This window comes from Endozoicomonas sp. 8E (assembly GCF_032883915.1).
Taxonomy (GTDB): Bacteria; Pseudomonadota; Gammaproteobacteria; order Pseudomonadales; family Endozoicomonadaceae; genus Endozoicomonas_A.
Window position 1 is genome coordinate 150,975 of record NZ_CP120717.1, and the last position, 26,001, is coordinate 176,975.

At 45.4% G+C, this 26,001-nt stretch carries 23 protein-coding genes; 10 read left to right on the forward strand and 13 right to left on the reverse strand.

Features of this window, described 5'->3' with window-relative positions; translation table 11 throughout:
* The first annotated feature begins 234 nt into the window (after positions 1-234).
* The gene (locus P6910_RS00640) at positions 235-1,278 is read left to right on the forward strand and encodes a Fic family protein (RefSeq protein ID WP_317144356.1); all 1,044 of its coding nucleotides are present in this window, start codon (positions 235-237) and stop codon (positions 1,276-1,278) included.
* A gap of 33 nt (positions 1,279-1,311) precedes the next feature.
* On the opposite strand, the gene P6910_RS00645 is transcribed toward P6910_RS00640, so the two are convergent.
* Positions 1,312-1,842 (reverse strand): cytochrome b, encoded by a 531-nt coding sequence (locus P6910_RS00645; protein ID WP_317144357.1) that lies wholly within the window; start codon positions 1,840-1,842, stop codon positions 1,312-1,314.
* 393 nt (positions 1,843-2,235) lie between these two features.
* On the opposite strand from P6910_RS00645, the gene P6910_RS00650 reads away from it, so the two are divergent.
* Complete coding sequence (locus tag P6910_RS00650) at positions 2,236-2,559, forward strand: RING finger protein (protein ID WP_317144358.1); 324 nt, start codon at positions 2,236-2,238, stop codon at positions 2,557-2,559.
* Between the two features lie 195 nt (positions 2,560-2,754).
* Here P6910_RS00650 and can read toward each other — a convergent pair whose 3' ends face one another.
* The 4 genes from can to P6910_RS00670 form a co-directional block, all read right to left on the reverse strand.
* On the reverse strand, positions 2,755-3,414 hold the full coding sequence (gene can / locus P6910_RS00655; RefSeq protein WP_317144359.1) for a carbonate dehydratase: 660 nt from the start codon (positions 3,412-3,414) through the stop codon (positions 2,755-2,757).
* 130 nt (positions 3,415-3,544) lie between these two features.
* Positions 3,545-4,084 (reverse strand): hypothetical protein, encoded by a 540-nt coding sequence (locus P6910_RS00660; protein WP_317144360.1) that lies wholly within the window; start codon positions 4,082-4,084, stop codon positions 3,545-3,547.
* A gap of 370 nt (positions 4,085-4,454) precedes the next feature.
* Entirely contained in the window at positions 4,455-5,267 is an 813-nt protein-coding gene (pyrF, locus tag P6910_RS00665) for an orotidine-5'-phosphate decarboxylase (protein WP_317144361.1), read from the reverse strand.
* 201 nt (positions 5,268-5,468) lie between these two features.
* Positions 5,469-6,506 (reverse strand): CNNM domain-containing protein, encoded by a 1,038-nt coding sequence (locus P6910_RS00670; protein WP_317144362.1) that lies wholly within the window; start codon positions 6,504-6,506, stop codon positions 5,469-5,471.
* A gap of 253 nt (positions 6,507-6,759) precedes the next feature.
* Between P6910_RS00670 and P6910_RS00675 the strand changes: the two genes are divergently transcribed.
* The 3 genes from P6910_RS00675 (at position 6,760) to P6910_RS00685 (ending at position 9,830) form a co-directional block, all read left to right on the forward strand.
* A complete protein-coding gene (locus tag P6910_RS00675) occupies positions 6,760-8,013 on the forward strand; it encodes an MFS transporter (RefSeq protein ID WP_317144363.1) in 1,254 nt (417 codons plus the stop codon).
* Between the two features lie 82 nt (positions 8,014-8,095).
* Positions 8,096-8,710, forward strand: a complete 615-nt coding sequence (locus tag P6910_RS00680) for an IS607 family transposase (RefSeq protein WP_317144364.1) — start codon at positions 8,096-8,098, stop codon at positions 8,708-8,710.
* Positions 8,688-9,830, forward strand: a complete 1,143-nt coding sequence (locus tag P6910_RS00685; RefSeq protein ID WP_317144365.1) for an RNA-guided endonuclease TnpB family protein — start codon at positions 8,688-8,690, stop codon at positions 9,828-9,830. Before P6910_RS00680 ends, P6910_RS00685 begins: the two co-directional genes overlap by 23 nt.
* A 100-nt stretch (positions 9,831-9,930) precedes the next feature.
* Here P6910_RS00685 and P6910_RS00690 read toward each other — a convergent pair whose 3' ends face one another.
* Positions 9,931-10,509, reverse strand: a complete 579-nt coding sequence (locus P6910_RS00690) for a hypothetical protein (RefSeq protein ID WP_317144366.1) — start codon at positions 10,507-10,509, stop codon at positions 9,931-9,933.
* A gap of 175 nt (positions 10,510-10,684) precedes the next feature.
* Here P6910_RS00690 and P6910_RS00695 point away from each other — a divergent pair, with 175 nt between their 5' ends.
* The 3 genes from P6910_RS00695 (at position 10,685) to P6910_RS00705 (ending at position 12,695) form a co-directional block, all read left to right on the forward strand.
* Complete coding sequence (locus tag P6910_RS00695) at positions 10,685-11,188, forward strand: YbjN domain-containing protein (RefSeq protein WP_317144367.1); 504 nt, start codon at positions 10,685-10,687, stop codon at positions 11,186-11,188.
* A 107-nt stretch (positions 11,189-11,295) separates the two neighbouring features.
* Positions 11,296-12,195 (forward strand): DMT family transporter, encoded by a 900-nt coding sequence (locus P6910_RS00700; protein ID WP_317144368.1) that lies wholly within the window; start codon positions 11,296-11,298, stop codon positions 12,193-12,195.
* Positions 12,196-12,233: 38 nt separating this feature from the next.
* Entirely contained in the window at positions 12,234-12,695 is a 462-nt protein-coding gene (locus P6910_RS00705) for a nucleoside deaminase (protein ID WP_317144369.1), read from the forward strand.
* A gap of 63 nt (positions 12,696-12,758) precedes the next feature.
* Here the strand turns inward: P6910_RS00705 and P6910_RS00710 are convergent, their stop codons facing one another.
* Positions 12,759-13,709: a LysR substrate-binding domain-containing protein gene (locus tag P6910_RS00710; RefSeq protein WP_317144370.1), complete on the reverse strand. Its 951-nt coding sequence runs from the start codon at positions 13,707-13,709 to the stop codon at positions 12,759-12,761.
* Between the two features lie 146 nt (positions 13,710-13,855).
* Positions 13,856-14,176 carry a hypothetical protein gene (locus tag P6910_RS00715; RefSeq protein ID WP_317144371.1) on the reverse strand — a complete coding sequence of 107 codons (321 nt, stop codon included), beginning with the start codon at positions 14,174-14,176 and terminating at the stop codon, positions 13,856-13,858.
* Between the two features lie 60 nt (positions 14,177-14,236).
* Between P6910_RS00715 and deoC the strand changes: the two genes are divergently transcribed.
* Positions 14,237-15,001: a deoxyribose-phosphate aldolase gene (gene deoC / locus P6910_RS00720; protein WP_410493867.1), complete on the forward strand. Its 765-nt coding sequence runs from the start codon at positions 14,237-14,239 to the stop codon at positions 14,999-15,001.
* Positions 15,002-15,037: 36 nt separating this feature from the next.
* Here the strand turns inward: deoC and P6910_RS00725 are convergent, their stop codons facing one another.
* Together P6910_RS00725 and P6910_RS00730 are read right to left on the reverse strand one after the other, a co-directional pair.
* Positions 15,038-17,197, reverse strand: coding sequence for a hypothetical protein (locus tag P6910_RS00725; protein WP_317144372.1), 2,160 nt, complete (start codon positions 17,195-17,197; stop codon positions 15,038-15,040).
* A gap of 14 nt (positions 17,198-17,211) precedes the next feature.
* A complete protein-coding gene (locus P6910_RS00730) occupies positions 17,212-19,104 on the reverse strand; it encodes a hypothetical protein (RefSeq protein ID WP_317144373.1) in 1,893 nt (630 codons plus the stop codon).
* A 111-nt stretch (positions 19,105-19,215) separates the two neighbouring features.
* Here P6910_RS00730 and P6910_RS00735 point away from each other — a divergent pair, with 111 nt between their 5' ends.
* The gene (locus tag P6910_RS00735) at positions 19,216-19,428 is read left to right on the forward strand and encodes a hypothetical protein (protein WP_317144374.1); all 213 of its coding nucleotides are present in this window, start codon (positions 19,216-19,218) and stop codon (positions 19,426-19,428) included.
* On the opposite strand, the gene P6910_RS00740 is transcribed toward P6910_RS00735, so the two are convergent.
* The 3 genes from P6910_RS00740 to P6910_RS00750 form a co-directional block, all read right to left on the reverse strand.
* Positions 19,425-21,455, reverse strand: a complete 2,031-nt coding sequence (locus tag P6910_RS00740; RefSeq protein ID WP_317144375.1) for a hypothetical protein — start codon at positions 21,453-21,455, stop codon at positions 19,425-19,427. The two genes, P6910_RS00735 and P6910_RS00740, sit on opposite strands and share 4 nt — an antisense overlap.
* A gap of 427 nt (positions 21,456-21,882) precedes the next feature.
* On the reverse strand, positions 21,883-23,544 hold the full coding sequence (locus P6910_RS00745) for a hypothetical protein (protein ID WP_317144376.1): 1,662 nt from the start codon (positions 23,542-23,544) through the stop codon (positions 21,883-21,885).
* Between the two features lie 496 nt (positions 23,545-24,040).
* Positions 24,041-25,906: a hypothetical protein gene (locus tag P6910_RS00750; protein ID WP_317144377.1), complete on the reverse strand. Its 1,866-nt coding sequence runs from the start codon at positions 25,904-25,906 to the stop codon at positions 24,041-24,043.
* Positions 25,907-26,001: the final 95 nt, after the last annotated feature.

Here is a 26,001-nt window from a genome sequence, read left to right on the forward strand (position 1 = left end):
CATTATGCAACTCGAAGGGCAGGTCCTGGTTTATCGGATAAGGTCAACTGATGAAAGTAGCCATGAATTTATCTGTCGATATGACGGTTTATATGCAAAATAATCGAATATTAACCATTTTTTAACGATTAACATGTGTATTAGTAAGTTTATGAATTTATTGGATATTAAATGACTTGCAGGCATAATTTACAGGTTTATTAACCGATAATTAACCGTTAGTCAGGAATCCAAATGCATACGCTGGAACGCTTGTCAGACTATCGATTTACTGCCTCCCAGTTGGGGCACTTCAGACAGATGGGAGAGTTCCGGGGGCGGCAGCCTCATACTCTGCGTCAACAAGCTGAGATTCTGGATACTCTCAGGCAGGTAGCTACTCTGGAATCTGTGGAGTATGGCAACAGTCTTGAGAACATTGTCGTCAGCAAGGAAGCATTAAGAAAACTGGTGCAATATGAGATTAAGCCAGCCACCCCTGCTGAAAGGCAAACAGCGGGGTATCGCGATGTACTGGACAGGGTCAGGGAGCCTGCAGAGCACACCAATGTTTCCCCGGGCTTGATCCGGCAGCTTCATGCCACTCTATACAGCCATTTCCCTCATGAGGGAGGACGCTGGAAAGCGACCAACAAAGATATTGTAGAGCGTGATTCAGAGGGGAATCGGATCGGGGTTCTTTATCGAACTGTTCCGGCTACAGAAACGCCGAAAGCGATGGAGTTCACCGTGGCGCTCTATCATCAGTGTCTGGAAAAGACGATAGAGCCTTTGTTGGTGGTGAGTTGTGCGGTATTGGATTTTCTCTGCATACACCCATTCAGTGACGGTAATACCCGGATTTCCCGCCTTATTGCTACCCTCATGCTTTCCATTAATGGCTATGATATTTGTCGCTATATCAGTCTGGAAAGAATCTTTGCTCAGAATGAGCAGGCATATATGAATGCCCTTCAACTTAGTGTTAAAGGTTGGCATGAAGGGACCCATAACCCCATGCCCTGGATTAACTTCTTTCTGGACAGTGTGATCAAAGCGTATGAAGAGCTTGAGTTAAGGGTGGATGCCTTGCAAAACCAGGGTAGCCGTGCTCCCAAGTCGCAGTTGATTGCTATGGCTATTGACAATGCAGAGGGTCCCTTTTCGGTGGCTGATATTTGTATCCAGTTGCCTACGGTCAGTCGTGAGCTGGTAAAGAAGGTGGTTCAGCAGAAACGAAGAGATGGCGAGTTGAAGCCCATTGGCAAAGGGCGAGGGGCTCATTGGGAAAGAGTCTAGGAAGGGCTCCCGGTCGAGCCCTTTTTGGCAAATTCACAGCATTCTGCCCAGCACATCGTTTTCAGGCTTGTCCATGAACCGGTGTTTGAGTGCCCCCACCATGTGAAGGGCTATGATCGCCAGAAATGCATAGGGAATATAGGAATGAATGGTATGAAGGGTTCCTGCCAGCTCTTTGTTGTCTTCCATAAATTCGGGCAGTTGGATGCCAAAGAAGAAAACATCACGCCCTCCTGCATCCGACATGGTAAGACCGCTCAGAGGCACAAGGATCATCAGGGCATAGAGCGAATAATGGGTGATCCTGGCCAATACCTTTTCACGGTTGGGCAATCCCTTGGGTAGCTCGGGCACTTTGCTGAACCATCGTATCAGAATACGAATGACAACCAGCAGCAGTACAAGGATGCCGAAAGACTTGTGCCAGGGGTAAATGTCGTATTTATAGCTGACGTCCTTGGACAGGCCTGCCATATACCAGCCACTGGCAATGATACTCAGGATGGTAATGGCCATCAGCCAATGAAGCAGTCTCATCAGTACCGGATATTTTGCAGGTGTCATAGGTTTATCCTCTGGAGTGGAAAGCGCGTACGGCTTAATGTTCTTTATTTTATTCAAGTCAGCTATGAGTGAAGAACAAACTTCACCCACAAGGATGCATTTATTTTTACTTTAAACGGTGATCCTGTCACCTGATTGCGGCAAATTATGTTTTTTCGCACAGACTGCCCCCGCAAAGATCCTCGCGTGACTGCGCTCGCCTTAAGCTGGTGGTTGTCACCAGCAGGCGTCTTTACCGCCAGTCAGATGCAGGTTCTTCCACAGGGGACTTTCACCCTTCAGGTTCACGCCCATGTCGGGCATAAAAAAATAAATAAACGCAGGGAACTAAATGGATAGACAATGATCCAAGGTCACAATTCATTTGAAAAACAGTAGATAGGAGTAAGAGATATGAACGGAATCACACCACCCGGCAGCCCAAATAATCAGTCACCTTATCAACAGGAGACCGATCAATGCCCTATTTGTCTTGAACTTTTTGACGGAAGGGAAGTCACGGTTCTTGATCCATGCAACCATATGTTTCACGAAAACTGCCTGGAGACTTGGCTACGGCAAAATACAACCTGTCCTTATTGCAGGACCATCGTCAGGGAAAGGGCAGTAGAACCATTTCCTGATGTGATAGTGGAACGTATATCGAGAAGAGGTGGTAGTGCTGGTGGTAGTGCGACTTTCTATCCAGATGGGCGGCTGATACCGTGGCACCGTTAAAACGCTGATTCCGTTCTCTTTGAGGGCGCCTTAACTTCATCACCTGCTGCCAGAACAAGTGCTCTGGCCTGAGAGATGAAAAAAAACGACAGCAGCAACAGCGGTGCGGTAAAGAGTGTCTGTCTGATAATTCTATCCTTCCGATTTGGTTTTCACAGAGGAAGGATAGATCAAGAAAATGAAAGGGTATCTATATCATCCATCAGCTGCACTGGTGATCTGCCTGATGGCATCGCTGTAAAGTCCATGCAGGCTTTCAGGATCAGAGACACATAATCCCAGGTCCCTCAGAAGGCCGTCTTTCAGCCCATAGATCCAGCTGTGGACCGTCAGGTCCTGCCCTCGCAGCCAGGCATCCCTGACGATGGGGGTCTGGCAGACATTCAGAGCCTGTTCTACAACATTCAGCTCATACATGCGCTCGAAGACTTCTTCCTGACTGCCCAGAGTGTCCAGGAATGTCTGGTGTTTGTGCTCTACATCCTGAATATGACGCAGCCAGTTATCAATCAGGCCGAGTTTGCCATTCTTTACCGCTGCCTCTACGCCGCCGCAGCCGTAGTGTCCGGTCACTATAATGTGCTCCACTTTCAGGTACTCAACGGCAAATTGAATAACAGAGAGACAGTTGAGATCGGTGTGAATGACCTGGTTGGCTACATTCCGATGAACAAACAGCTCACCAGGCAGCAGGCCAGTGATCTGATTGGCAGGTACCCGGCTGTCAGAGCAGCCTATCCACAGGTATTTGGGGGCCTGTTGTTGAGAAAGTTGTTCAAAAAAATCAGGTTCCTTTTCCCGAACAGCATCTGACCATTCACGGTTTTGGTCGAACAGCTCCTTGAGTCTGCGCATGGGAAGCTTCCTCATCAGAAATAACGCACAAGTATACAGCTGAAAAAATAGAAGCCAACAACGGAAGGGTTGAAAGGGCGTTCCGAACAGCTGTATCTCCGTTGCAATTCCTCGCAACGGCTCTGCTGTTTTAAAAGGTTATTGCTTCGATTACTTCAAAAACGCCAACAATCATAGTTTCAGAAACTGATCTTTCTGGTCCCGGAATCATTTGATAATCACCATTGGGTAGCTGCGATAAGTTAGGGGTGGGTGTGGTTTGCATTCCTTTTCTAACAAGGCATGTTTGATAACAGGGTACTAAATATTGCCCTGCTACCTCTCCTGGTACGAAGAGAAGCGCCCCTGATGTTTGACTTCTGGCGCTGAAATGTAACATCAAATTCCTTATGCCGGGTTCCTCCACTCTATTTTTTTTATGATGTACATAATATTTCCCGTCGGATGTTCTAATTAAATACATTCTGCAGCCAGGGCATCCGGAGCTTTTATGCTTAACCTCGGCAAAATATTCAATGTTACCAAGTATGCTCTCTATGGTGATTTGCCTGGTTTCTCCGTCCCGTTCTACAACAAAATCCCTTGGTGAAGTTTTTGTTATTGTCCCGTAGGAAATGGGTATTTGAAAAAGGATGATAAAGTAAGAGAGCAAAAATATTCGTCTATTCATCCCAAGCCTTTTTAAAAAACAGAAAGAAGATGACTTATAGGAGATTTATACAGCCTTCGCAAACTACTTTATCGAACCGCGCAGTGTGCCAATGCCTGCTACCTTGAAGGCAAACGGCCGAATAAGCACCTTGAGTGAATGGTAGCCATGCTAGCGTTGTGGATGGTCGGGAAGAAAGTCATCAACCAGGATGTCATCAAATGTCCTCGGGCAACTGTCGGAGAAGCTGGTGTTATCTGATTGATGATTTTCCCACAGGTACTTATTCATTGTCTGGCAAGATCAGTGTGCCGTCTTCACAGCCCAAGGTGGGCTTGTTCTTGCAAACAAAGAAAGATATCCGTTCAGGGTATCTTCCGGTCGTCATTAGTTAACGGTACTGATTCACCTGATCTCTGAGTTCAATGGCAGCAGCTCTGGCTGCTTCGGCAAAGTTTTCATCACTGCCAGCGTAAATGATGCCACGGGAAGAGTTTACAATGATGCCTTCACCCTGACTGTTGAGACCATTTTTAACGGTGGCTTCTACGTCTCCACCCTGGGCGCCCAGACCCGGAACCAGAAATGTCATATCACCGGTAATAGCGCGAATACGCTTGAGTTCTTCAGGGTTGGTAGCACCGACAACCAGCAGCAGGTTGTTATGGCTGTTCCACTCTTCTTTGGCCATACGGGCAATCACTTCATAGAGGAAGTCGTCACCGACCTTCAGGTTCTGGATCGCCGCAGCTCCGGGGTTGGAGGTTCGACAAAGGATGATGGTGCCCTTGTCTTCATATCGGCTGAAAGGCGCAATGGTGTCGATGCCCATGTAGGGGTTGACGGTGATCGCATCTGCGCCGTAGCGATCAAAGGCTTCTGCCGCATACTGATCAGCCGTGCTGCCAATATCACCCCGTTTTGAGTCCAGAATGACCGGGATATCCGGGTAATTATCCTTGATGTATTCGATGGTCTGGGCCAGTTCGTCTTCTGCACCACGGGCATGATAATGGGCGGCCTGGGGTTTGTAAGCACACACTAAGTCAGCAGTGGCATCAATAATAAAGCGGTTAAATTCCAGAATAGGTTGCTCGAGCGCCTGAATGTGGGCGGGAAACTTCTCGGGTAGAGGGTCCAGACCTACGCAGAGTAAAGAGTTGTTCTTACCCATAGCCGCCTGAACCTGATCCAGAAAACGCATAGCAAAGCCTTATGTTGCAGTGAACGGTGTCTGGGCGGGCAGTCTAACAGATTAAGTCCGGGTTTGTTGCGACAAATAAGAAACTTGCCGGGTGGGAGCCCGGCAGTCTCCATTGACATTGCCCTGTTCAGTGGCTCAATGCAGGGGGGCATGCATCTGCGGCCCGCCCGGCACAGTTGGTCATGAGCATCAGGTTGCTATTCACGAGTCCGTTTTTGTCAGGCGAACGGCCCACTTGGTTTTGGCGGCCTGCTGCATATCGACCACCTCATCGCTTTCATCAACAATTTCGCGGCCAAGCAGGGTTTCAATCATATCCTCCAGGGTGACAATACCGCGAATATCGCCGTACTCGGTGACCACCATGGCGATATGGGTGCGTTTTTCCAGGAAAGTAGCCATCAGTTTTGGTAACGGCTCTTTTTCCAGTACCGCGATGATTGGACGTTTCAGGCTGGCCAGCGTCGTATTCCCTCCTGTGCGCAGCTGTGACAAAAGAATGTCATTGCGCATGACGAAACCATTGATTTCATCAGGGTCTTCACCATATACCGGAATGCGCGAGAAGCAGGAGTCGGTAAACTTGCTCATATACTCATCACTGGTAGTGGATTCTGGCAGCGAGAACAGCACTGAACGCGGCGTCATGATTTCGGCAATCTGCAGATCACGGAACTTGGGCATGTTTTTCATCAGCTCAGACTCAGCACCCTGCAGGGCACCGTGCTGCAGACCGAGATCCGCCATGGCGTGGATTTCATCCCGCAGGTAGGGGTTGCTTTTGTCTTTCGGAGCCAGCTTCCTGGTCAGCAGTTCGGTAATCCAGATAATGGGAAGCAGCAGCCTTACCATGAGGCGCACACCAACTGCCATCGTCGGCACCAGGCTTTGCCACCAGCTGGCACCAATGGTCTTGGGAATGATCTCTGACAGCACCAGAATCAGCAGCGTCAGCACTGCAGAAAAGATTCCAAGCGAGGCGTCGCCAAAGACTTTTGCCGCCTGGGCACCGGCAACGGCAGCACCAACGGTGTGGGCGATGGTATTCAGGGTCAGAATAGCCGCCAGGGAGCGGTCAATATGGTCGTGCAACTCGCGGACCATATGAGCCCACTTACTTTTTTTCTGCTCAAGACTGAGCACGTAGGCCGGTGAGATGCTGAGCAGTACGGCTTCAAATACCGAACAGATAAAGGACACCGCAATAGCGATGACAACATACGCAACAAGCGTAACCACAGATGGCTCCAAAGGTTATCAGGGGAGGCCTATTCTAGCCTGAGAATTCGATTGTTAGTGACAGATTTTTCCAGGGCTTATTTCGGTTTCTTGTTCTCTCCGTTGAAGGGTTCGCCAAAATAACGGATTCTGGACCATAATTATCAAAAACGGAGCGTTTCCGAGAGCATCTGCAATCCCTGTCAGGCCGATAAAACCTGTAGTAAATCGCTCGCCTTTTCTACGTGTTAACACCGTTATCGGGCTACAAACTATGGTACGTTTTGTTGCGCCACTCTCAGGTATGTTTATCTTCGCCTTGGCCAGCGGATATCTGACGACGCTGATTCCTCTGAGAATCAATGCGACAGATGGCAATGACTTTCTGGCCGGTCTGATGGGTACCGCCTATTACCTGGGATTACTGGCAGGATCGTTTCGCTCAGAAAGTATTGTTTGCCGGGTAGGCCATATTCGCTCGTTCGCCTGCTTTATGGCTTTGCTCTGTGCCACTGTATTAAGTCTTGCACTGTCGGAGAATACCATCAGCTGGCTGGTACTCCGTTTCCTTAACGGCATGGCGGTGGCCGGTATATTTGTTGTGGTTGAATCATGGCTGCTCTGTGAAAGTGAAAGCTCAAATCGGGGCAAAGTGCTGTCTTTCTACATGGTGTCACTCTATGGCGCCAACGCTATCGGGCAGCTGTTTGTAGGCTTCCTTGATAGCAGTAGCCTGACACCTTTTATCTTGATCGGTATTCTGCTGTCATTGTCGATCTTCCCACCGGCAATGACCCGAATCCCGACACCAGAGATAGAAGTGGCTTCCTCACTCGGATTCAGAAAGCTTTTTGAACTGACACCTTCCGGGGTGCTCGGCTGTTTTGCCGGTGGTCTGGTATTGGGTGGTTTGTATTCAATGCTGCCAATTTACCTGGCCGACGCCAGCAACAGTGATAATCACACAGTGGCGATCTTTCTGGCTATCACCATGACTGGCGGAATGGCACTGCAGTTTCCGGTGGGTTACCTCTCCGATATTATCGATCGGCGTAAAATGTTAATTCTGGTTACCCTGGCAGGTTGTGTCGTTTGCCTTTTCCTGATCCTCAGTTCCCGCGAGAGCTGGCTGTATTACCCATTATTATTTTTGTTTGGCGGAGCTGCCTTCACTCTCTATCCAATGGCCATCAGCCACGGTTGTGATCATATGCACCCGGATGATATCGTTGCAGGAACCCAGGGACTTCTTCTCGCTTACAGCTTTGGCGCCTGTATCGGCCCGATCCTGGCATCGCTGTTTATGGGCCATATTTCAGAAGGCCTGATGCTGTATTTCATCACGGTGATGGGAGCTACCAGTATCTTCTTCTATATTCGAATGGCGTACCGTCCTGCGATCTATACCAGAGAAGAGCAGAACTTTATTCCAGTACCCGGCACAACACCCATTGTCACGCAGATTGACCCTCGTTCCGATGCTGAGGAGTTATTGGAAACCGAAGATACAGCTAAACCAGCAAGCTAACTCATTATCGGCGCGTTGCGGGGGTTAAAAACAGTTCGCAGAAATCTATTATAATATAAAATAATCTTATATAATCTCAAGCATGGATAAGAGATTAGTGAAGATAGGTGAGGCAGCTCGTTTACTTGGTACAGACCCAGTAACACTACGTAAATGGGAAAGTACAGGTGAGCTGCTTCCTGCCAGAAAGACCAAAGGCGGAACTCGTTACTACGACGTGTCTGAATTGATGGGCTTAAGTAACGAAGCTGCGCCTACGCTTTGCTATTGCAGAGTCTCCAGTCACGACCAAAAGCCAGACTTAGACAGGCAGCAAGAGTTACTGGAAGCCTACTGTTCTGCAAAAGGTTGGCGAACTCAGGTTATACATGATCTTGGCTCTGGCATGAACTACCGGAAAAAAGGACTCAATCAGCTGCTTGAGTTGATAATGAAACGCCAGATTAAACGACTGGTGATTTCACATAAAGACAGGCTGCTAAGGTTCGGTTCTGAATTGGTTTTCTCCCTATGTGAATTGCAGGGAATAGAAATAGTCATTGTACATAAAGGCGATCAGCCTTCGTTTGAGGAAGAGCTAGCCAATGATGTATTGGAAATAATCACTGTATTCAGCGCAAGACTGTACGGCAGCCGAAGCAGGAAACATAAAAAGATGCTTGAGACTTTGCAAGATGTTGTTAGCTCACAAGATTGAACTCAGACCGACAAAACAACAAGCCGATTATCTTGATAGGGCTTGTGGTTCTCGTCGTCATGCGTTCAATCAACTGTTAGCCCATTTCAATCAAGAAGGCGTTAAATGGTCAAAGAAGGCTGCCAATGAAAAATACCAAGAACTCAGGCTTGAGTTTCCCTGGTATGCCGAAGTCAGCCAACGTGTCACCAGGAACACAATCGACGATCTTCATGACGCCTTTACTCACTTCTTTCGTCGGGTGAAGAAAGGAGAAAAAGCAGGTTATCCAAGATTCAAGAAGCGAGGACTACACGACAGTTTTTCTCTCAGAGAAAAACCCAAGTTCGATGTTGATGGCAGAACACTTCGCATTGAGAAACTGAAAACCCGCATCAAGATGCGCCAAGAGCTGAGGTTCACAGGAACACCCTGTCAGGTGACGATCAGTAAGCGAGCCGGAAAGTATTTCGCTTCTATTTTGGTAGACACTCAGGATTTCGACCCAAAAGCACAAAGCAATGAGTCTGTAGGCGTTGATTTTGGCATCAAAGATTTAGCTATTTGTTCGAATGGCAAAACCTTTGCTGCTAATCAGAAACTGAAAGGCTCTCTGAAACGACTTAACAGGAAACAGAGGGCGTTAAGCCGCAAAACAAAGGGAAGCAACCGCTATGTGAAAGCCAAGCGAGCGGTTGCCAAACTGCATTACCGGATAAGTAACCAGCGATCAGCCGTACTACATGAGGTAAGTGATTATCTGACGTCAAGATTCAAAATAATCACCCTCGAAAATCTGAATGTCAAAGGCATGGTAAAAAACCGCAAACTGGCAAGAGCAATCAGTGACGCAGGTTTCGGTAAGCTGAGAGAACTGGTTGAATACAAGGCAGAGCTGAGAGGATGCCAGGTTGTGATTGCAGATCGGTTCTTTCCCAGCTCGAAGAAGTGTGCGGTTCATACTTGCGACTACGTAAATGATAATCTTACTCTGTCTGATCGTGAGTGGCGGTGTCCAAAATGTAAAACTCTGCATGATAGGGATTACAGTGCGAGTTTTAACCTTGATAATTATGGTCGAGACACGTTACAGCTCGACGGGGTCGCCCAGACCCTAAACCCTACGCAAGAGTGGAGTTAGACACGATTCGTCGTGCATCCATGTGGACGGCGTAGATAAGTCTACATAATTACAGATTATGTCAGATTTTTAGTAGCGGTGTGTAGCTCCCTTCCTTGCTCTACGAGCCTGTGACATATTTGCATCCGTTTGAGGCCTGTTTTTTCAAGCTGAACAGATCTTCAAAGTTTCCAGTTTTTGACAAATGATCGAAATAGATATTCGGGTACAGACTTTCAAAAGGAACCAGAAGGTTTTTCTTCAGGGTTTCATTAGTCCCGTAACTTCTGAACGCCTGGTAAACCTTTTTACAGGACATCAGTTGCCTGAAGGTTCGTTTGGCTACTGTTGCCAGTAAAGGGACGGCATACAAGGCCATTAACACAGGATGAGAAAGTGCCTGCATGATCACCAGAGCAGAGCCAGTTACGGCGCCAGCAGTCTGAAGCACCCTTAAGGTTCGGCGGACGTGTCTGGGGGCATCGATCGGGTTCTTTATGGTCCGGTTTTTATTGAGTCTTTGACAACCCGCTGCAACGACTTTGCTGACCAGTTTTCCCGTCAGATAGCCTGCGACAGCACCGGGTGTGGTTACCATGGTGGTCAGCAATCGAACTCCCTCAGCAATGCCTATGAACGGGCTTGCAGAGGCGTATAAGGCTGTTTGGATAACGGCACTGATTCTTCCTGATCCCTGCATAATCTGTACTCCTTGTGTTGTTCTTTGATGTTGTAGGCCCAGTATGCAGGGATTTGTTGCCAAAATGACTGACAGAGCGGTTAGTCAGGCTTGCATATTTTCATAACCAGTGCAGCTGGAATGTAACCTGGTCTGGTCAAACTGACCATTTCATAGCTCAAAGGGAGTTCATAAAATGGCTAGTAAAACAGAGATAGCGTCGATGCAGAAGTTAGTAATACCAGACCTGCAGCAGGTAGAAATCTGGCTCGACCGGGCCGGTCATGAATTCTGGGCATGCGATCAATGTGACGGGTTGCACATTTCATCGCTTCAGTCACTGGATGGCATACTTGATAGCCGTTTGTTTATCGAGCCATTTGGTATTCTTTTTTCAACTGAGCTGGATTTGAAAGCCGATTCTGCATTTTTGGTTCAGGCCGATATGACGCGTCTCAATCTTGGCTTACCGACGCTCAAACTGTTTCTGGAGATGCTGGACTCAGGCCATCTTTTGCTGGTGGCTTCTGATGTCCTGATGACGTCCAAAGGCGTCTGTTACAGTCAGTTTTCCGAATTTCTGTCAATGACTCTGGAGGCCAAGAGCTGGTTATACCGGGAGTGTCAGAGCATGCATTATATACTGTCTGAGCAAGAGCATTGTCTTCCCCCCGTAGAAGGAAAGTTTTCGTTCCACTAATCTTTTACCTGTTTTATATCAGAAAATAAAACGGCCACTGCTCTGGCGAAACGTTTCAATTGGCCTAATGTCATACAGTCAACATTCTGATGCGGGAATTTCAGAACGTGTCCAATGCCACTCTTTTCTGTATCTGCTCTCTGGTGTGGGGCTCTACCTGGTATGCTGTCAGCTGGCAGCTCGGGACCGTAGACTCCATGTGGTCAGTGGCTTACCGGTTTCTCTCGGGTGCTCTGTTGTTATGGCTGATTTGCCGGTTCAGGGGTGGCTTTTCAGGCTTTACCCGCCAACAGCATCTCAGGTTCTTTTTCCAGGGAACCTTCCTTTGCGGTATTTCCTACTGGCTGGTCTACGAAAGCGAAAAGTTCATCAGCAGCGGGCTTTCAGCATTGATTTGTACGGGGATTCTTTATTCAAATGTAGTGATTGCCCGGTTCTGGTTAGGGCACACCGTTAAACGCTCTGTTCTTGTGGGCGCGGCATTGGGCAGTGTCGGTGTGCTCATGGTGTTTTTTCCCCACATCACAAAGATTGACGCGAACCCTCAGGATTTGAAGGGGCTGGCATTGGCACTGGGTGCAGTAGTGATGTTTTCCTTGGGCAGTGTCTCCTGCGAGGTCAATGAGAAAGACGGCTTGTCAGTTGTGCCTGTGACAGTGTTTGCCATGTTTTATGGTGGGTTGGAAATGGGTGGGTTGGCTTTGCTCCGTGGTGTGCCACCCACGTTTGACTTTAGTCCGGGTTATCTGGTTTCTCTGGTTTATCTGGTGGTTTTTGGTTCGGTTGTGGCCATGACCTCCTATATTGCCCTGATTCAGCGCATGGGATCTGACCGAACCGCCTATGTCGATATTATCTATCCCATCATTGCCTTGTTGATCTCAACCGTTCTTGAGGGACATCAATGGACGCCGGTTTCTGTGTTGGGCGTAGGGATTATTTTGCTGGGAAATGTCCTGGCCATGGGCAAACGCTTTGACCGGCGCAGAACCGAGACTTCCTGCTAACATAAGAATACCTTTCTCCAACATCTATGGGGTTTCCCATGAGTGAGCACAAGCCTTTCATCTATCGAGCCATAGAGTTATCCTCTCAGGCCCTGGACAAAGGGGAAGCGCCTTTTGGTGCAGTGCTGGTGCATAACGGCAAAATCGTTCTGGAGTCTGAATGTACTACCAAAGCAGAAAGTGATCAGACCCGGCATGCAGAATTGAATCTGGTCAGCCATGCCTGCAGACAGATACCGAGAGAACAGCTATGTGAATGCACCCTCTACAGCAGCACAGAGCCCTGCCCAATGTGTGCCGGAGCAATATATTGGGCCGGAATCCCAAAAGTGGTATACGGGTGCAGCATGGAAGCGCTGGACCAGATTGCCGGTCACTCCACTCAAATGAGTTGCAGAAACGTTTTTGATCGTTGCTATGGCAACATAGAAGTCATTGGTCCTATAGAAGAAGAGCTTGCCTGCGAACCACATATGAAATGCTGGCCCCATCCTTCTTAAAAAGCTATTCATTGTTGAATGCCGCGTCGGCATTCAAGTACAGAGTTGCCTGACATTTCTGACTCAGGGAACGTGATAACCCATAGGCTTCATGGTGTCATACTGCAGCCAGACTTTGTTCAGCCAATTCTCTTCGCCCAGCCAGTCCAGAACCCAGCGGATACCATTGCCCATGGCTTCCTGATTCCAGGCCAGATAGCAGCTGTCGTTCATGGGAATATCCAGAACATCCTTGCGAACCAGTAATTCCTGTTCAATGTAGGGCTGAACAAAGTGGCTGGGCATGATGGTGATGCCCAACCCTTTCAGCAGGCACTCAATAGCCATACGGAAACTGGGAACCAGAAGGATTTGCTGATCTTCAAGCAGCAGGTTGTAGCCCTGTCGAAAGACTCTGGAAGTATCCTGAATGCAGATCGAACTGTAAGCTTTCAGCATGTCCTGACTAATCGGACCGGAAATATTGGCTAGTGGGTGCTCTGGAGACATCACCAGATCCCATGCCAGCGACCCCATAGACTTCCATTCAAAGCGGTCGTGAGTAGCAATATTGTCTGGAATGGTTTTGGGGGCTCCAATGACCAGCTGGCAGCGGTTGTGGAAGAGGGCATCCCATGAGCCGTTATGAACTTCAGTATTGATCACCAGGCTGGTCTCGGGACGAACGGCCTGAAGATCGCGAATCAGATCGTAAACCATGCCCTGGTTCACAACGTTATCCAGGGCAATCTTGATTTCATGTTCCCAGCCTGAAGCCATCTGGCGGGTTGTTTTTTCCAACTCCTCCAGCTCAGTCAGCAGTTTGCCTGTCCGCTGGATAAAGTGCTCACCCGCCGGAGTCAGCTCGACCCGCTTGCTGTCCCTGAGAAACAGTTGCACATCCAGCCGTTCTTCCAGCTTGCGGACGGTGTAGCTGATGGCTGAAGGCACTTTATGCAGGTGCTTGGCCGCTGCAGTAAAGTTTCTGAAGTGGGCCACGGCCCTGACAATTTCGAGGGATTCCGTTGGGATCATGAGGAGAATACTACTATTTGCTGACGTTCAGATGTTAATAGAGTATCTCTTAGGTTGTTTGAAAGGGAGCCCGAATAAGAATTTTTTATCGTTAGGCTCTCGCCTCCACTGATATGAAATGACTCTCAGGACAGGATCCACTCACATCAGCGTTCAAAAAAGTCGAATGCTCGTCCAAAAATACTTGCTGTATCTAGCGGCAGGTATTCTCTAAGATACAGTTTCACTTTGAGCAACCTCAGGTTATGAGGAGTCATGTACTGCACTGTTGCCTGTTCCCGCAGTATAGAAACTCTTGCACGAAGTGTCGAGTATGCGGTCCACGCTGCAAACTCAGGTGGATGATCAGCAAAAAACCTCTGCGTCTTTGGTGTGGGGGTTTTTTTGTTTTTGACAGCTTCTTCCACATGGTTCTGTGGTGTTCTTAAGGGAATTGAAGATAAACTACGACTGACGACAGGCTTCACTCAGGCACTTTTCTATTCTTTTTTGTCACCTCCAAAACTCTTTAGCCAGAGGACTGAACCTTGACCGATTTCACTGCCATCAGCCGCCAGGCTCTGCAATTGATGGACCTCACTTCCCTGAACGATAACGATACGCCGGAGGTGATTATTGATCTCTGCCACAGAGCTAAAACGCCTGCAGGCAATACTGCGGCAGTCTGTATTTACCCAAGATTTGTTCCCATCGCCAAAAAGACGCTGAAAGAGTTGGGTCTGAACGATGTAACGGTTGCCACCGTCAGCAACTTTCCAGAGGGCAGTGATGATATTGAACTGGCAGTCACTGAAACTCGGTCAGCTGTCGTTTATGGTGCGGATGAAGTGGACGTTGTTTTCCCCTATCGCGCTTTTATGGCCGGTGATGAAGCCGTTGGAGCTGAGCTGGTTCGCCGCTGCAAAGAAGTCTGTGCAGACAAAGTGATGCTCAAGGTGATTATTGAGAGCGGCAAACTGAAGGATCCAGTCCTGATTCGTAGAGCCAGTGAGATCTGCATTGCAGCCGGTGCCGATTTCATCAAAACCTCTACTGGCAAAGTAGCTGTCAATGCTACAGCTGAATCCGCCCGTATCATGCTGGAAGCCATTCGTGACAGTGGCAAACAGAACGTAGGGTTTAAACCTGCGGGTGGCATTCGAACAGCACAGGACGCTGCAGAACACCTGGCTATTGCCGTTGACATTATGGGGAAGGAATGGATCGACCGAAACCACTACCGCCTCGGAGCTAGCAGTTTGCTGGGAAGTTTGCTGGTGACCCTCGGTCTGAAAGAACGGGAACAAGTTTAACAATAAGCACTCCAAGACTACCCTATATCAGCATCGCTACTGCCAGAATCCATTACTCTCAGAGTCACTACTGCCAGAGCCACTTCTGCCAGAGCCGCTTCTGCCGGAGCCGCTTCTGCCGGAGCCACTTCTGCCGGAGCCACTTCTGCCGGAGCCGCTTCTGCCGGAGCCGCTTCTGCCGGAGTCACTTCTGCCAGAGTCACTGCTGTCAGAGTCACTGCTGTCAGAGTCACTGCTGTCAGAGTCACTGCTGTCAGAGTCACTACTGTCAGAGTCACTACTGTCAGAGTTAATATGAGTCTTTATAGCTAAATCATATTTAGACTTGAGCAAATCGATGAAATCTTGCAAGTATAATATGCGTTCTTCCAGAAGTTTTCTCTGCCTTTTATTATTGCTGAGTTCTTTTCCTTCTTGTTCATTTGCTGCCTTGTCATGTTTGACTCCATCAGCCTGCTGATTGGCATTGATGATAATGCTTGCTGAAAGAAATTCCAGCATCTTCTGTGATTGTTTCAGCAGGTTCTTAAATCCTCTGCAGAGGGTTATCAAAATGCCGCGATAATCATTTTGATTAACTAAATTTTTTTGTAATTGGTGTTCTATGTAATTTTCTATGGCCAGAAGCAATTCTTGAAATAATTCAGGATTTTCATTTTCTGGGTTGTCTTTTGCATCGATTAATATTTTTTGAAAAATTTCAAATAATTTATCTTCTGTATCTTCTGTATCTTCTGTATCTTCTGTATCTTCTGTATCTTCTGTATCTTCTGTATCTTCTGTATCTTCTGTATCTTCTGTATCTTCTGTATCTTCTGTATCTTCTGTATCTTCTTTATCTTCTTTATCTTCTTTATCTTCTTTATCTTCTTTATCTTCTTTATCTTCTTTATCTTCTTTATCTTCTTTATCTTCTTTATTTTCAGAGTCAGTAATGGTTCGACCCCAATCTAGTTTGCCAAAGTAAATCGACATGCTGTCAATACCTGCATTTGAGAATTGTTTAACGATAAACTCAAGAACTGAGAATTTTTTAACGAAAGACTCAAGAATCAGGCTTATGGAGTGAATAAAACTGATGGACTGATCATTCGAGACAACTAATCCGGTTTTTTTTTCACCATATTCTTTTATCAGGCTTAATATTCGTTCAGCTGATTTTATATTATGTCGATAAAACGGTATTTTGTTACGATTAACGCCATTGTTGAGTAGAGTAGTAGCGGCTATTAGCAATAAATTGACTGGCTCATCGGATTGTTCAGCTTCTGAGAGTTGATCCAATTGCCGCAAAAAATTAAGGCGCATTTCTCCCAACAATTTCAGACCAGAGAAGACCGAATTAGCTTCTTTAACATTTGCTTTTAAACAACCGTGATTTTCTATGGGGTCTTTTGCGCCTAAAATGTTATCTTTTATGACTTCTATACCAGATAAGCCGATGGCGTGAAGCAGGAATGAGCCAAAAAAGAAATGACCCCCCGGAGGGGGGGAGTTAATGGCTGTATAGTAACTCAATATCAACACCGCAAGGCTCTGTTGATTTTTTGGATTGGTCATATCAACAGATGATCCGGTACTCTGGACTTTAATTAGAATTGCCACCATTTCAAGTTGTATAAAGTCAACCACAATATTGTGAGTTTTTATCAATTTCTGAAGCATACTTAAAATTGTGAGGCTTTCATTGGGTGGAGATACCGGGACGAAGCTTAACATAGTGCTTAAGATGTCTTCATCAATGCCCGTATTCAATTCATGGATAATGGCGGTAATTTGTGCATGGGTCATTGGTGGGAGCGGAATTTCCATTAAAGGCTGCGGCTGCTGTGCCCCAGCTCCCTCCGATTCTTCTGAATGCTCAGCCATTTTTTTGACTAGCTCATTTTCATGGTTCATTGCAAAGATGAGTTGGGTCGTATTCGGGTTGTGAACGAAAGGAGAGGTTTTTCCTAAATAAGCCTTATGGTTAATTAAATCGTTCAGGTAATTAGACGCTTTTTTCGTTTTTTCTTCAATAAATCTCTCATCCACGGGTGTGAATAAAGTATGTGCTGCCATCAGTTTTGAATAGGGGCAAAACATAATAATAAAGCTAAGACAAGCTGCAACCGACCGATCGGCCCTGTCACGATGGAAAAATATTGATTGTTTTGCTGTTTCAGGAAATTCAGAAATGAAGTTGCTTATTAACATCTGCTTTCTCTAATTTAAAAATAAACTTCGTCAAGACTTTCAAGAGCACCTCTCTCAGCATCACTACTTTCAGGATCATCCATGACCGCATCACAACTGTCAGAGTCGCTACTACCGGGGGCACTGATGCCAGAGTCAGTTCTGCCAGAGTCACTTCTGTCAGGGTCACTGATGTGAGAGTCACCACTGTCAGAGTCACTGGTGACAGAGTTATGAGGGGTCTTCATAGCAAAATCGTACTTAGACCTGAGCATATCGACGAAATCTCGCAAGTATGATATCCGCTCTTCCAGGTGTTTCTTCTGCCTCTCTTCTTTGCTGAGTTGGCTTTCTTCTTGTCCTTTAGCTGCCTTGCCATGTTTGCATTCATTAGCATGCCGATTAGCATTGATGAAAATATTGCGCTCAAGGAATGTCAGCATTCTGTTTGATTGTACCAGCAGGTCGTCAAATCCTGTGCAGAGGGTTACCATTATGACTTGGTAATCATTTTGATCAGTAAACGTTTTTTGTAATTTTTGTTCTATGTATTTTTCTATGGCTAGAAGCAACTCTTGAAATAATTCAGGATTTTCATTTCCTGGGTTGTCTTCAGCGTCGCTTAGGATCTTTTTAAATACTTCAAATAATCGTTGTTCTTTGCCTTCAGCGTTGGTAATGCTTTGATCCCAGTTTGATTGGCAGAAATAATCCGTCATGTTGTTAATATATTCACTTGCAGATTGTATAACGTAAGGATCAAGCATCAGGTTTATGGCGTTAATGAAATTGATAAACTGACTATTAGAGGCAACTAATTCGGGTTTTTTTTCACCATATTCTGCGATCAGTTTTAACATCCGGTTAGCTGATATCATATTACGCTGATAAAGCGGCATTCCGTTATCAGTCATGCCATAGTTGAGCAGAGTAGAAGCAGCTAATAGCGGTCTATTGACTGGTTTCTCGGATTTTTCAATTTCTGAAAGATTCTCATGTTGTTGCAAAAAACCAAGGCGCATTTCTTCCAGTATACTTTGGCCGGTGAAGACAGTGGCAGATTCTTTAACATTTGCTTTTAAAACTTCGTAATCTTTTATGGGTTCTTTTACACCTAAAAGATCACCTTTTATGGCATCGAGTCTCTCGATACCAGACAAGGTGATAGCGTGAAGCAGGAATGAGTTAAAAAAAATGTTAGCCACTTTAGGGGAAACTGCATTTGAATTGATGGCGGTATAATAAGTCACCAGCAATATTGCGAGCATGAATTTGTCTTTTGGCTGGGTCATATCGACAGGTGATTGGTACCCCCGGATAGAGTATAGAGCTTTTATTATCTCATTCTGGCTATCATCCGGCACAACAGCGAGAGCTTCTCTCACATGCTGAATCATGCCTGCAATGGTCAGGCTCTCATTGGGAGGTGTTACCGGTAGACAGCTCAATATAGTGTTCAATATTTGCCTGCGTTCTACAGTACTTGTATGCAAATTTTGGATTATGGCGGTAATTTGTGCATGGGTCATGGGAGGGAGCGGAATTTCCATTAAAGGCTGCGGCTGCAGTGCTCCAGCTCCCTCCGATTCTTCTGAATGCGCAGCCATTTTTTCGACTAGCTCATTTTCATGGTTCATTGCAAAGATGAGTTGGGTGGTATTCGGGTTGAGAAAAAAAGGAGTGGTTTTTCCTGAATAAGCGTTATGGTTAATCAAATCGTTCAGGTAATTAGACGCCTTTGTCGTTTTTTCTCTAACAAAGCTCTCATCCACTGGTGTCAATAAAGTATGTAATGCCATCAGTTTTGAATGAGGGTAAACCATAATGATAAGGCCAAGGCAAGCAGCAACCGACCGATTGGCCCTGCCACGATGGAAAAATATCGATTGTTCTGCTGTTTCGGGTAATCGAGAAATGGAGTGACTCATCAACCTCTGCCTTCTTTGGATAATGAATGCCCTGATAAAGTAGTCTATGGATTGCAGCAGTACTCAATTTAAGTGCCTGTCAATGTCAAACCTTAATCTGTCTGCATCATAATGGAAGCGATTCGTGACAGTGGCAAAGAGAGCGTAAGATTTAAACTCATGGGCGCCATTCGAACAGCACGGGACGCGGCAGGACACCTGAAGATTGCCACTGAGCTTGTGAGACAGGAACGTATCGACCGAAACCACTACCGCCTGGGAGCCAGCAATTTGCTGGGAAGCCTTCTGGTAGCAATCGGTTTTAAAGAACAGGAAGAAAATTAAAAATAAAATCCGTCAATTTTCTCAGGACCACCTTTGTCAGCATCACTATTTTCATCATCACCTAAGTCAGCATCACTACTTTCAGCCTCATTGCTTTCAGAAGCCGCAATATCGGTATCACTACTTTTAGCTTCAACCATTTCAGAATCAGTACTGTAAGAGTCACCATTGCTATTGTCTCTACTGCCATTGTCTTTAATGTCATTGTCTTTACTGTCATTGTCTCTACTTTCAGCGTGACTGTTTTCAGTGTCACTGCTGTCAGAGTCACTACTGCCGTAGTCAATACTGGCATAGTCAATATTGTCATAGTTATTATTTTCGTAGTCACTGCTGTCGTAGTCATTGGGAGTAATGATAATAGATTCATATTTAGACCAGAGCAGCTCAACGAAATCCCGCAAGAATAATATCCGTTCTTTCAGGTGTTTTCTTTGCCACTCTTGTTTGCTGAGTTCTTCTTGTCTCTTTACTGCTTTGTCATACTTAGCTTCATTAGTCTGCTGATTGGCATTGATGACAATAGTTGTCTCGAGAAATGCCAGCATCTTGTCTGATTGTTCCAGCAGATCCTCAAATCCTGTGCAGAGGTTTGCCAATATGACTTGGTAATCATTTTGATCCACGAACGTTTTTTGTAATTGTTGCGCTATGTATTTTTCTATGGCTAGAAGCAATTCTTGAAATAAATCAGGACTTTGATTTTCCGGATTGTCTTTTGCGTCGGCTAATACCTTTTCGAATATTTGAAATAATTCCTGTTCCTTGCCTCTGGAATCAGTGATGGTTTGCCCCCAGTTTGATTGGCTAAAATAACTCGAAATATTGCCAACATGTTCATGTGCGGATTGTATAAGGAAAGGATCAAGAATCAGGTTTATGGCATCAATGAGACTCACGAATTGGCTGTTCGAGGCAACTAATTCAGGTCTTTTTTTGTAATATTCTTTTACCAGACTGTACATGCGTCTGGCTGATTTTACATTACGCGAATAAATGGGGATTTCGATCTTATTAACGTCATAGTTGAGCAGAGTGGACGCAGCTATTAGCACTGAATCGACTGCTGTCCAGGATATTTCAGCTTCTGATAAATCTTTCATATGTTGCAAAAACTGAAGGTGCATTTCATCCAGCACCTTTAAGCCAACCAGGAACTTAGCAGATTCTTTAGCATTTTCTTCTAAAACTTTGTGGCTCTCTATTGGTTTTTCTGTACCTAAAAGGTCACCTATTCTGGCATGGAGACTTCTTATACCAGACAAGCCAGCGGCGTGAAGCAGGAATGAGTAAAAGAAGAAATAAGCCGCCTGAGGAGATGCCCCATTTGAATGGATGGCAGTATAGTAACTCACCAACAAGACCGCGAGACTCTTTTGATCTTCCGGTTTGGTCATATCGACAGGAGATTCTGTACCCAGGATGTGAGTCAGAACTGCTATCATCACGTTCTGGTCGTCGTTAGTTACTACATTGAGGGTTTTAATCACTTGCCGAATCATGCTTACAATGGTCAGGCTCTCATTGGGGAGGGTTGTCGGGACGTAGCTCAAGATAGTGTTTAGAGTGCCTTCTTCAAGGCCTTTATTTAAACCTTCGATAATGGCAGTAATTTGAGCATGGGTCATGGGCGGGAGAGGAATTTGTATCAGAGGCTGCGGCTGCGATGCTCCAGCTCCCTCTAATTCTTCTGAATGCTCATCCATTTCTTCTCCTCGCTCATTTTCATGGTTCATGGCAAAGATAAGATGGGTCGAATTCGGATTTAGAACAGATGGAGGGAGTTTTCCTATATAAGCATTATGGTTAATCAGGTCATCCAGGAAGCCAAACGATTTTGTTGTTTTATCTTCGATAAATCTGTCGTCCACTGTCGTTAATAATATACTTCCTGCCAGTAGTTTTGAACAGGAGCAAGTCATAATGATGAGACTCAGGAGCGCTCTAACCGAGTGATTAGTCTTGTCAGGGTGGAAAAATATCGATTGCTTTGCTGATCCAGGTAATCGAGAAATTGAGCTGCTCATCAACATCTGATTTCACCAGTTTATTAATGACCTGAAAAAGTAGTCTAAGGATCGCTGCTGCGCCAAATTTTAAGTATCTTCCCTGGGAGGCACACCGAGAATAGCGCCTGTCTAGGCGACCCCGTAGCGAGGACGGCAGCAAATTAGTCTGAAAATTCCTGCTTCTTCGTCAAGCCTCGCTATTCTCCTCAGAAGCAGAAATTTTTATCCTCAATTTCTCGAAATCCTCGCTATGGGGTCGCCTAGACGGATGCTTAAGTCTGAATGGTCCGCAGGGAGTTGGTAAGGTATCTCACGTGAAAAGAGCAGTTGCCCCGTGAAGGATCCGTTCGGGGTCGGTGTCAGCAGTTTTTTGGGAAGCCTATAGGTGATCATTGGTCTGAAAGAACAAGGGTGAAGATTAAAAATAAACTTCGCCAAGACTATCCTAGTGAGGTGTCACCACTTTCAGAATCTTAATTTCAGAGTCATCGCTTTGAGAGTCACTATTTTCAGAGTCACTGGTATCAGAATCATAAGGATTCTTCATAGCAAAGTCGTAGTAAAACCTGAACCAATCGACAAAATCAATAAAGTAATTTATGCGTTCTTTCAGGTGTCTTCTCGTCTTTCCATCTTTGCTGAGCTCTTTTCCTTTTTTTCCCTTTGCTTTCCCTCTTCGCCCGGCATCACCAGCCTGTTCATTGGCATTGCTGTCAATAGTTGGCTCAAGCATTGCCAGATTCATGCGTGCATGGCCCAGCAGGTCGGCAAATCCTGTGCCGAGGGTTACCATTATGACTTGGTAATCATTTTCATCAGAAAACATGTTTTTCAATTGATGCGATATGTATTTTTTTATGGCGACAAACAATTCTTTAAATAATTCAGGATTCTCATTGCCCGGGTTGTCTTTTGCGTCGGTTAATATATTTCTGAATATTTCAAATAATTTCTGTTCTTTGCTCATTATGCCTCCAGCCCCAGTAGAGGTTTGATACGAGTTTGATTTACTAAGATAACTCGATATATTGTGAATAAGTGTAGTTGCTGATTGTATAATGAAAGGATCAAGAGTCAGTCTTATGGCATTAAGCAAATTAATGAACTGACTATTCAAGGCAACTAGTTCAGGTTTACTTTCACCATATTCCTTTATCAGCATCAACATTCGTTCTGCTGAATTTATACGGCACTCATAAAGTGATTCTTCGTTCTCATTAACGTCATAGTTGAGTAGACTGGAAGCGGCTATTAGCTGTGAATCGTCGGCAGATGTCCCGGATTTTTCAGCTTCCAGAGCGGTCTCCATTTGTTCCAAAAATTCAAAGCGCATCTCTTCCAGCGCCATCAGGGCAGAGAAGATTGGAGCAGATTCTTTGACTTTGGCTTTTAAAACTTCCTGAACTTCTATTGGCTGATCTGTACCTAAAAGATCACCTTTCCTGGCATCAAGTATTCCGATACCAGACAACTGAGTGGCGTGAAGCAGGAATGAGTTAAAAAAAACATTAGCCGCTCGAGGGGATGCCCCACTTGAATGAATGGCTGTATAGTAAGCCAGCATCAAGGTCGCGAGTCTCCGTCGATCTTGTGGTTTGGTGATATCGACAGGTGATGTGGTGCCCTGGATAGAAGATAGAACAGTTATCATGACATTCTGGTTATCCTGAACCGTAACGTTGAGAGTTTGTATCAATTGCTCCAACATACTTAGAATTGTCAGGTCTTCGTTGGGAGGGGCCACCGGAACATAGCTCAAGATAGTGTTTATGGTGGTTTGATTAAAGCCTGTATCCAATCCCTCGATAATGGTAGCCACTTCTGCAAGGGTCATTGGCGGGAGAGGTATTTGCATTAAAGGCTGTGGTTGCTGCGCTCCAGCTCCCTCCGATGATTCTGAATCCTCATCCATTTTTTCGCCTTGCTGATTTTCATGATTCATGGCGAAGATAAGATGAGTCGTGTTCGGGCTGAGAACATAAGGAGGGTTTTTCCCTATATAAGCATTATGGTTAATCAAGTCCTCCAGGAAGCCAGGCTCTTTTGTCATTTTTCCTATAATAAATCTCTGCTCCACTGGTGTAGAAAAAGGATTTCCTGCCAGCAATTTTGAACAGGGGCAAGCCATAGCGACGAGACTGAGGGTAGCTGCAACCCACTGATTGCTGTTGTCACGATGGAAAAGTATCAATCGCTTTGCTGTCTCAGGTAATCGAGAAATGGAGTGACTCATCAACATCGGCCTTCGCTATTTTATAAATGCCCTGATAAAGTAGTCCATGGATTGCAGCAGTACTCAATTTTGAGCCCAGACCAGATCCGGCCAACGGCGTTTTCTATACAGCAAAGGCGGGTGTCGAGTTTTTTCTCTTATGTTGGAAAAAGACAGCATAGATTTGTGCCTGAGCATGGAATGAGCATCTGAAAGTGAGTCCAATTCAGTGATTTTTTGGGTGTTCGCCAGATTGAGTATTAATCATTTTACTGCCGCTAACATTATGGGGGGAATCGATCGACCGATACCACTACCGCTTCCAAGTCGATCGTTCTCTGGGAAACCTGATGGTGGCACTCGGTCTGAAAGCACGGAAGATGAATAAAAATTAAATCCCGTCAAGACTAACTCTGTCGGCATCACTACTTTCAGTATCAAGAATTTCAGTATCACTGCTGTCAGTATCACTACTGTCAGAGCTATAAGGTGTCTTCATGATAAAATCATAGTTAAGCCTGAACCAATCAACGAAATTATCCAAGTAATGTATCCGCTCTTTCAGGTGTTTTATCTTCTTCTCTTCTTCGCTGAGTTCTTTTCCCTTTTGTGCCTTTGCTGCCTCGTTATATTTGGCTGCATTAACCTGATCATTGGCATCGGTGACAATAGTTGCCTCAAGAAATAGCAACATCTTGTGTGACTGTTCCAGCAGGTCCTCAAATCCTGTTCCGAGGGTTACCATCATGGCCTGGTAATCATTTCGATCAATAAAGGTATTTTGTGATTGTTGCGATATGTATTCTGCTATGAACAGAAGCAAATCTTTAAATAATTCGGGGTTCTCATTCCCCGGGTTGTCTTTTGCGTCGGATAGTACCTTTTTGAATATTTTAAACAATTTCTGCTCTTTGCTTTCTTTGTCTGCAGACTCAGTAGTGGTTAGACTCCTATTAGAGGTACTGAGATAACTCGTTAGGCTGTCAACATATTCATTTGCAGATTGTATAACGAAAGGATCAAGAGTCAGGCTTATGGCATGAATGAAACAAAGGATCTGATTGTTCGAGGCAATTAATTCAGGCTTTTTTCCATCATATTCTCTTATCAGCCTTAACATTCGTTTATACGATCTTATATTACGCTCACAGATAAACATTTCATTTATATTAACTTCATGGTTGAGCAGTGAGAAAGCGGCTATCAGCAGTGGATTAACTGATGCCCCGGATTCATCAGCTTCTAAGGAATCCTCCAATTCTTGCGAAAACGCGAGGCGCATTTTTTCCAGCGATTTCAGAGCAGTGAAGACTGAAGCAGATTCTTTAATATTTTCATTTAAGACTTCGCGATCTTCTATGGGTTCTTTTGTACCTAAAAGGTCATCTTTTTTGGTATAGAGTCTTTCGATACCAGACAAGCAAGCAGCGTGAAGCAGGAATGAGTTAAAAAAAACATGAGCGTCTTGACGTTTAGCGCCACTTGAATTGATGGCCGTATAGTAAGCGACCATCAACATCGCGAGGCTCTGTTGTTGTTGTAGTTTGGTTATATCTATAGGAGATTGGGTACTTTGGATAGAATATAGAGCATTTATTAGCTCATCCTGGTTATAGTTAGGTAAAATGTCGAGTGTTTGTGTGATTTGTTGAATCATGTTTGCAAGGGTCAGGTTCTCATTGGTGAGTGTTACCGGGACGTAGCTCAACATAGTGTTCAGGGGAGGCAAGGAGTCTTCATCAAGATCTGAATTCAAGATCTGGATCATGGCAGTAATTTGTGCATGGTTCATTGGTGGGAGCGGAATGTGTGTTAAAGGCTGTGGTTGCTGCGCTCCAGCTCCTTCCGATTCTCCCGAATGCCCATCTGTTTTTTCGCCTCGCTCATTTTCATAGTTCATGGCAAAGATAAGATGGGTTGAATTCGGTTTGAGAAAAAAAAGATGGGGAGAGATTAAATAAGTGTTATGGTGAATCAAATCGTCCAGGTAATTAGATTCTTTTGTCGTTTTTTCTTTAACAAATCTCTCATTCATTGGCGTCAGTAAAGTATGTTCTGCCAGTAGTTTTGAACAGGGACAAGCCAGAATGATGAGGCCGAGAGAAGCAGCAACCGACTGATTAGCCTTGTCACGATGGAAAAATATTGATTTCTTTGTTGTTTCAGGTAATGCAGAAATAGGGTTAATCATGAAATCTGCCTTCTTCAGGTAATAAATGCTCAGATAAAGTAGCCCAAGCATTGAAGCAATGCCCAATTTAAGCACCAGCCGATCAACCTGCCAACTCCTTTTTCTAACTGGAAAAGGTGAATGATGAGTTTTTCCTCAACTTTGAAAATTGCAGCCAGCAG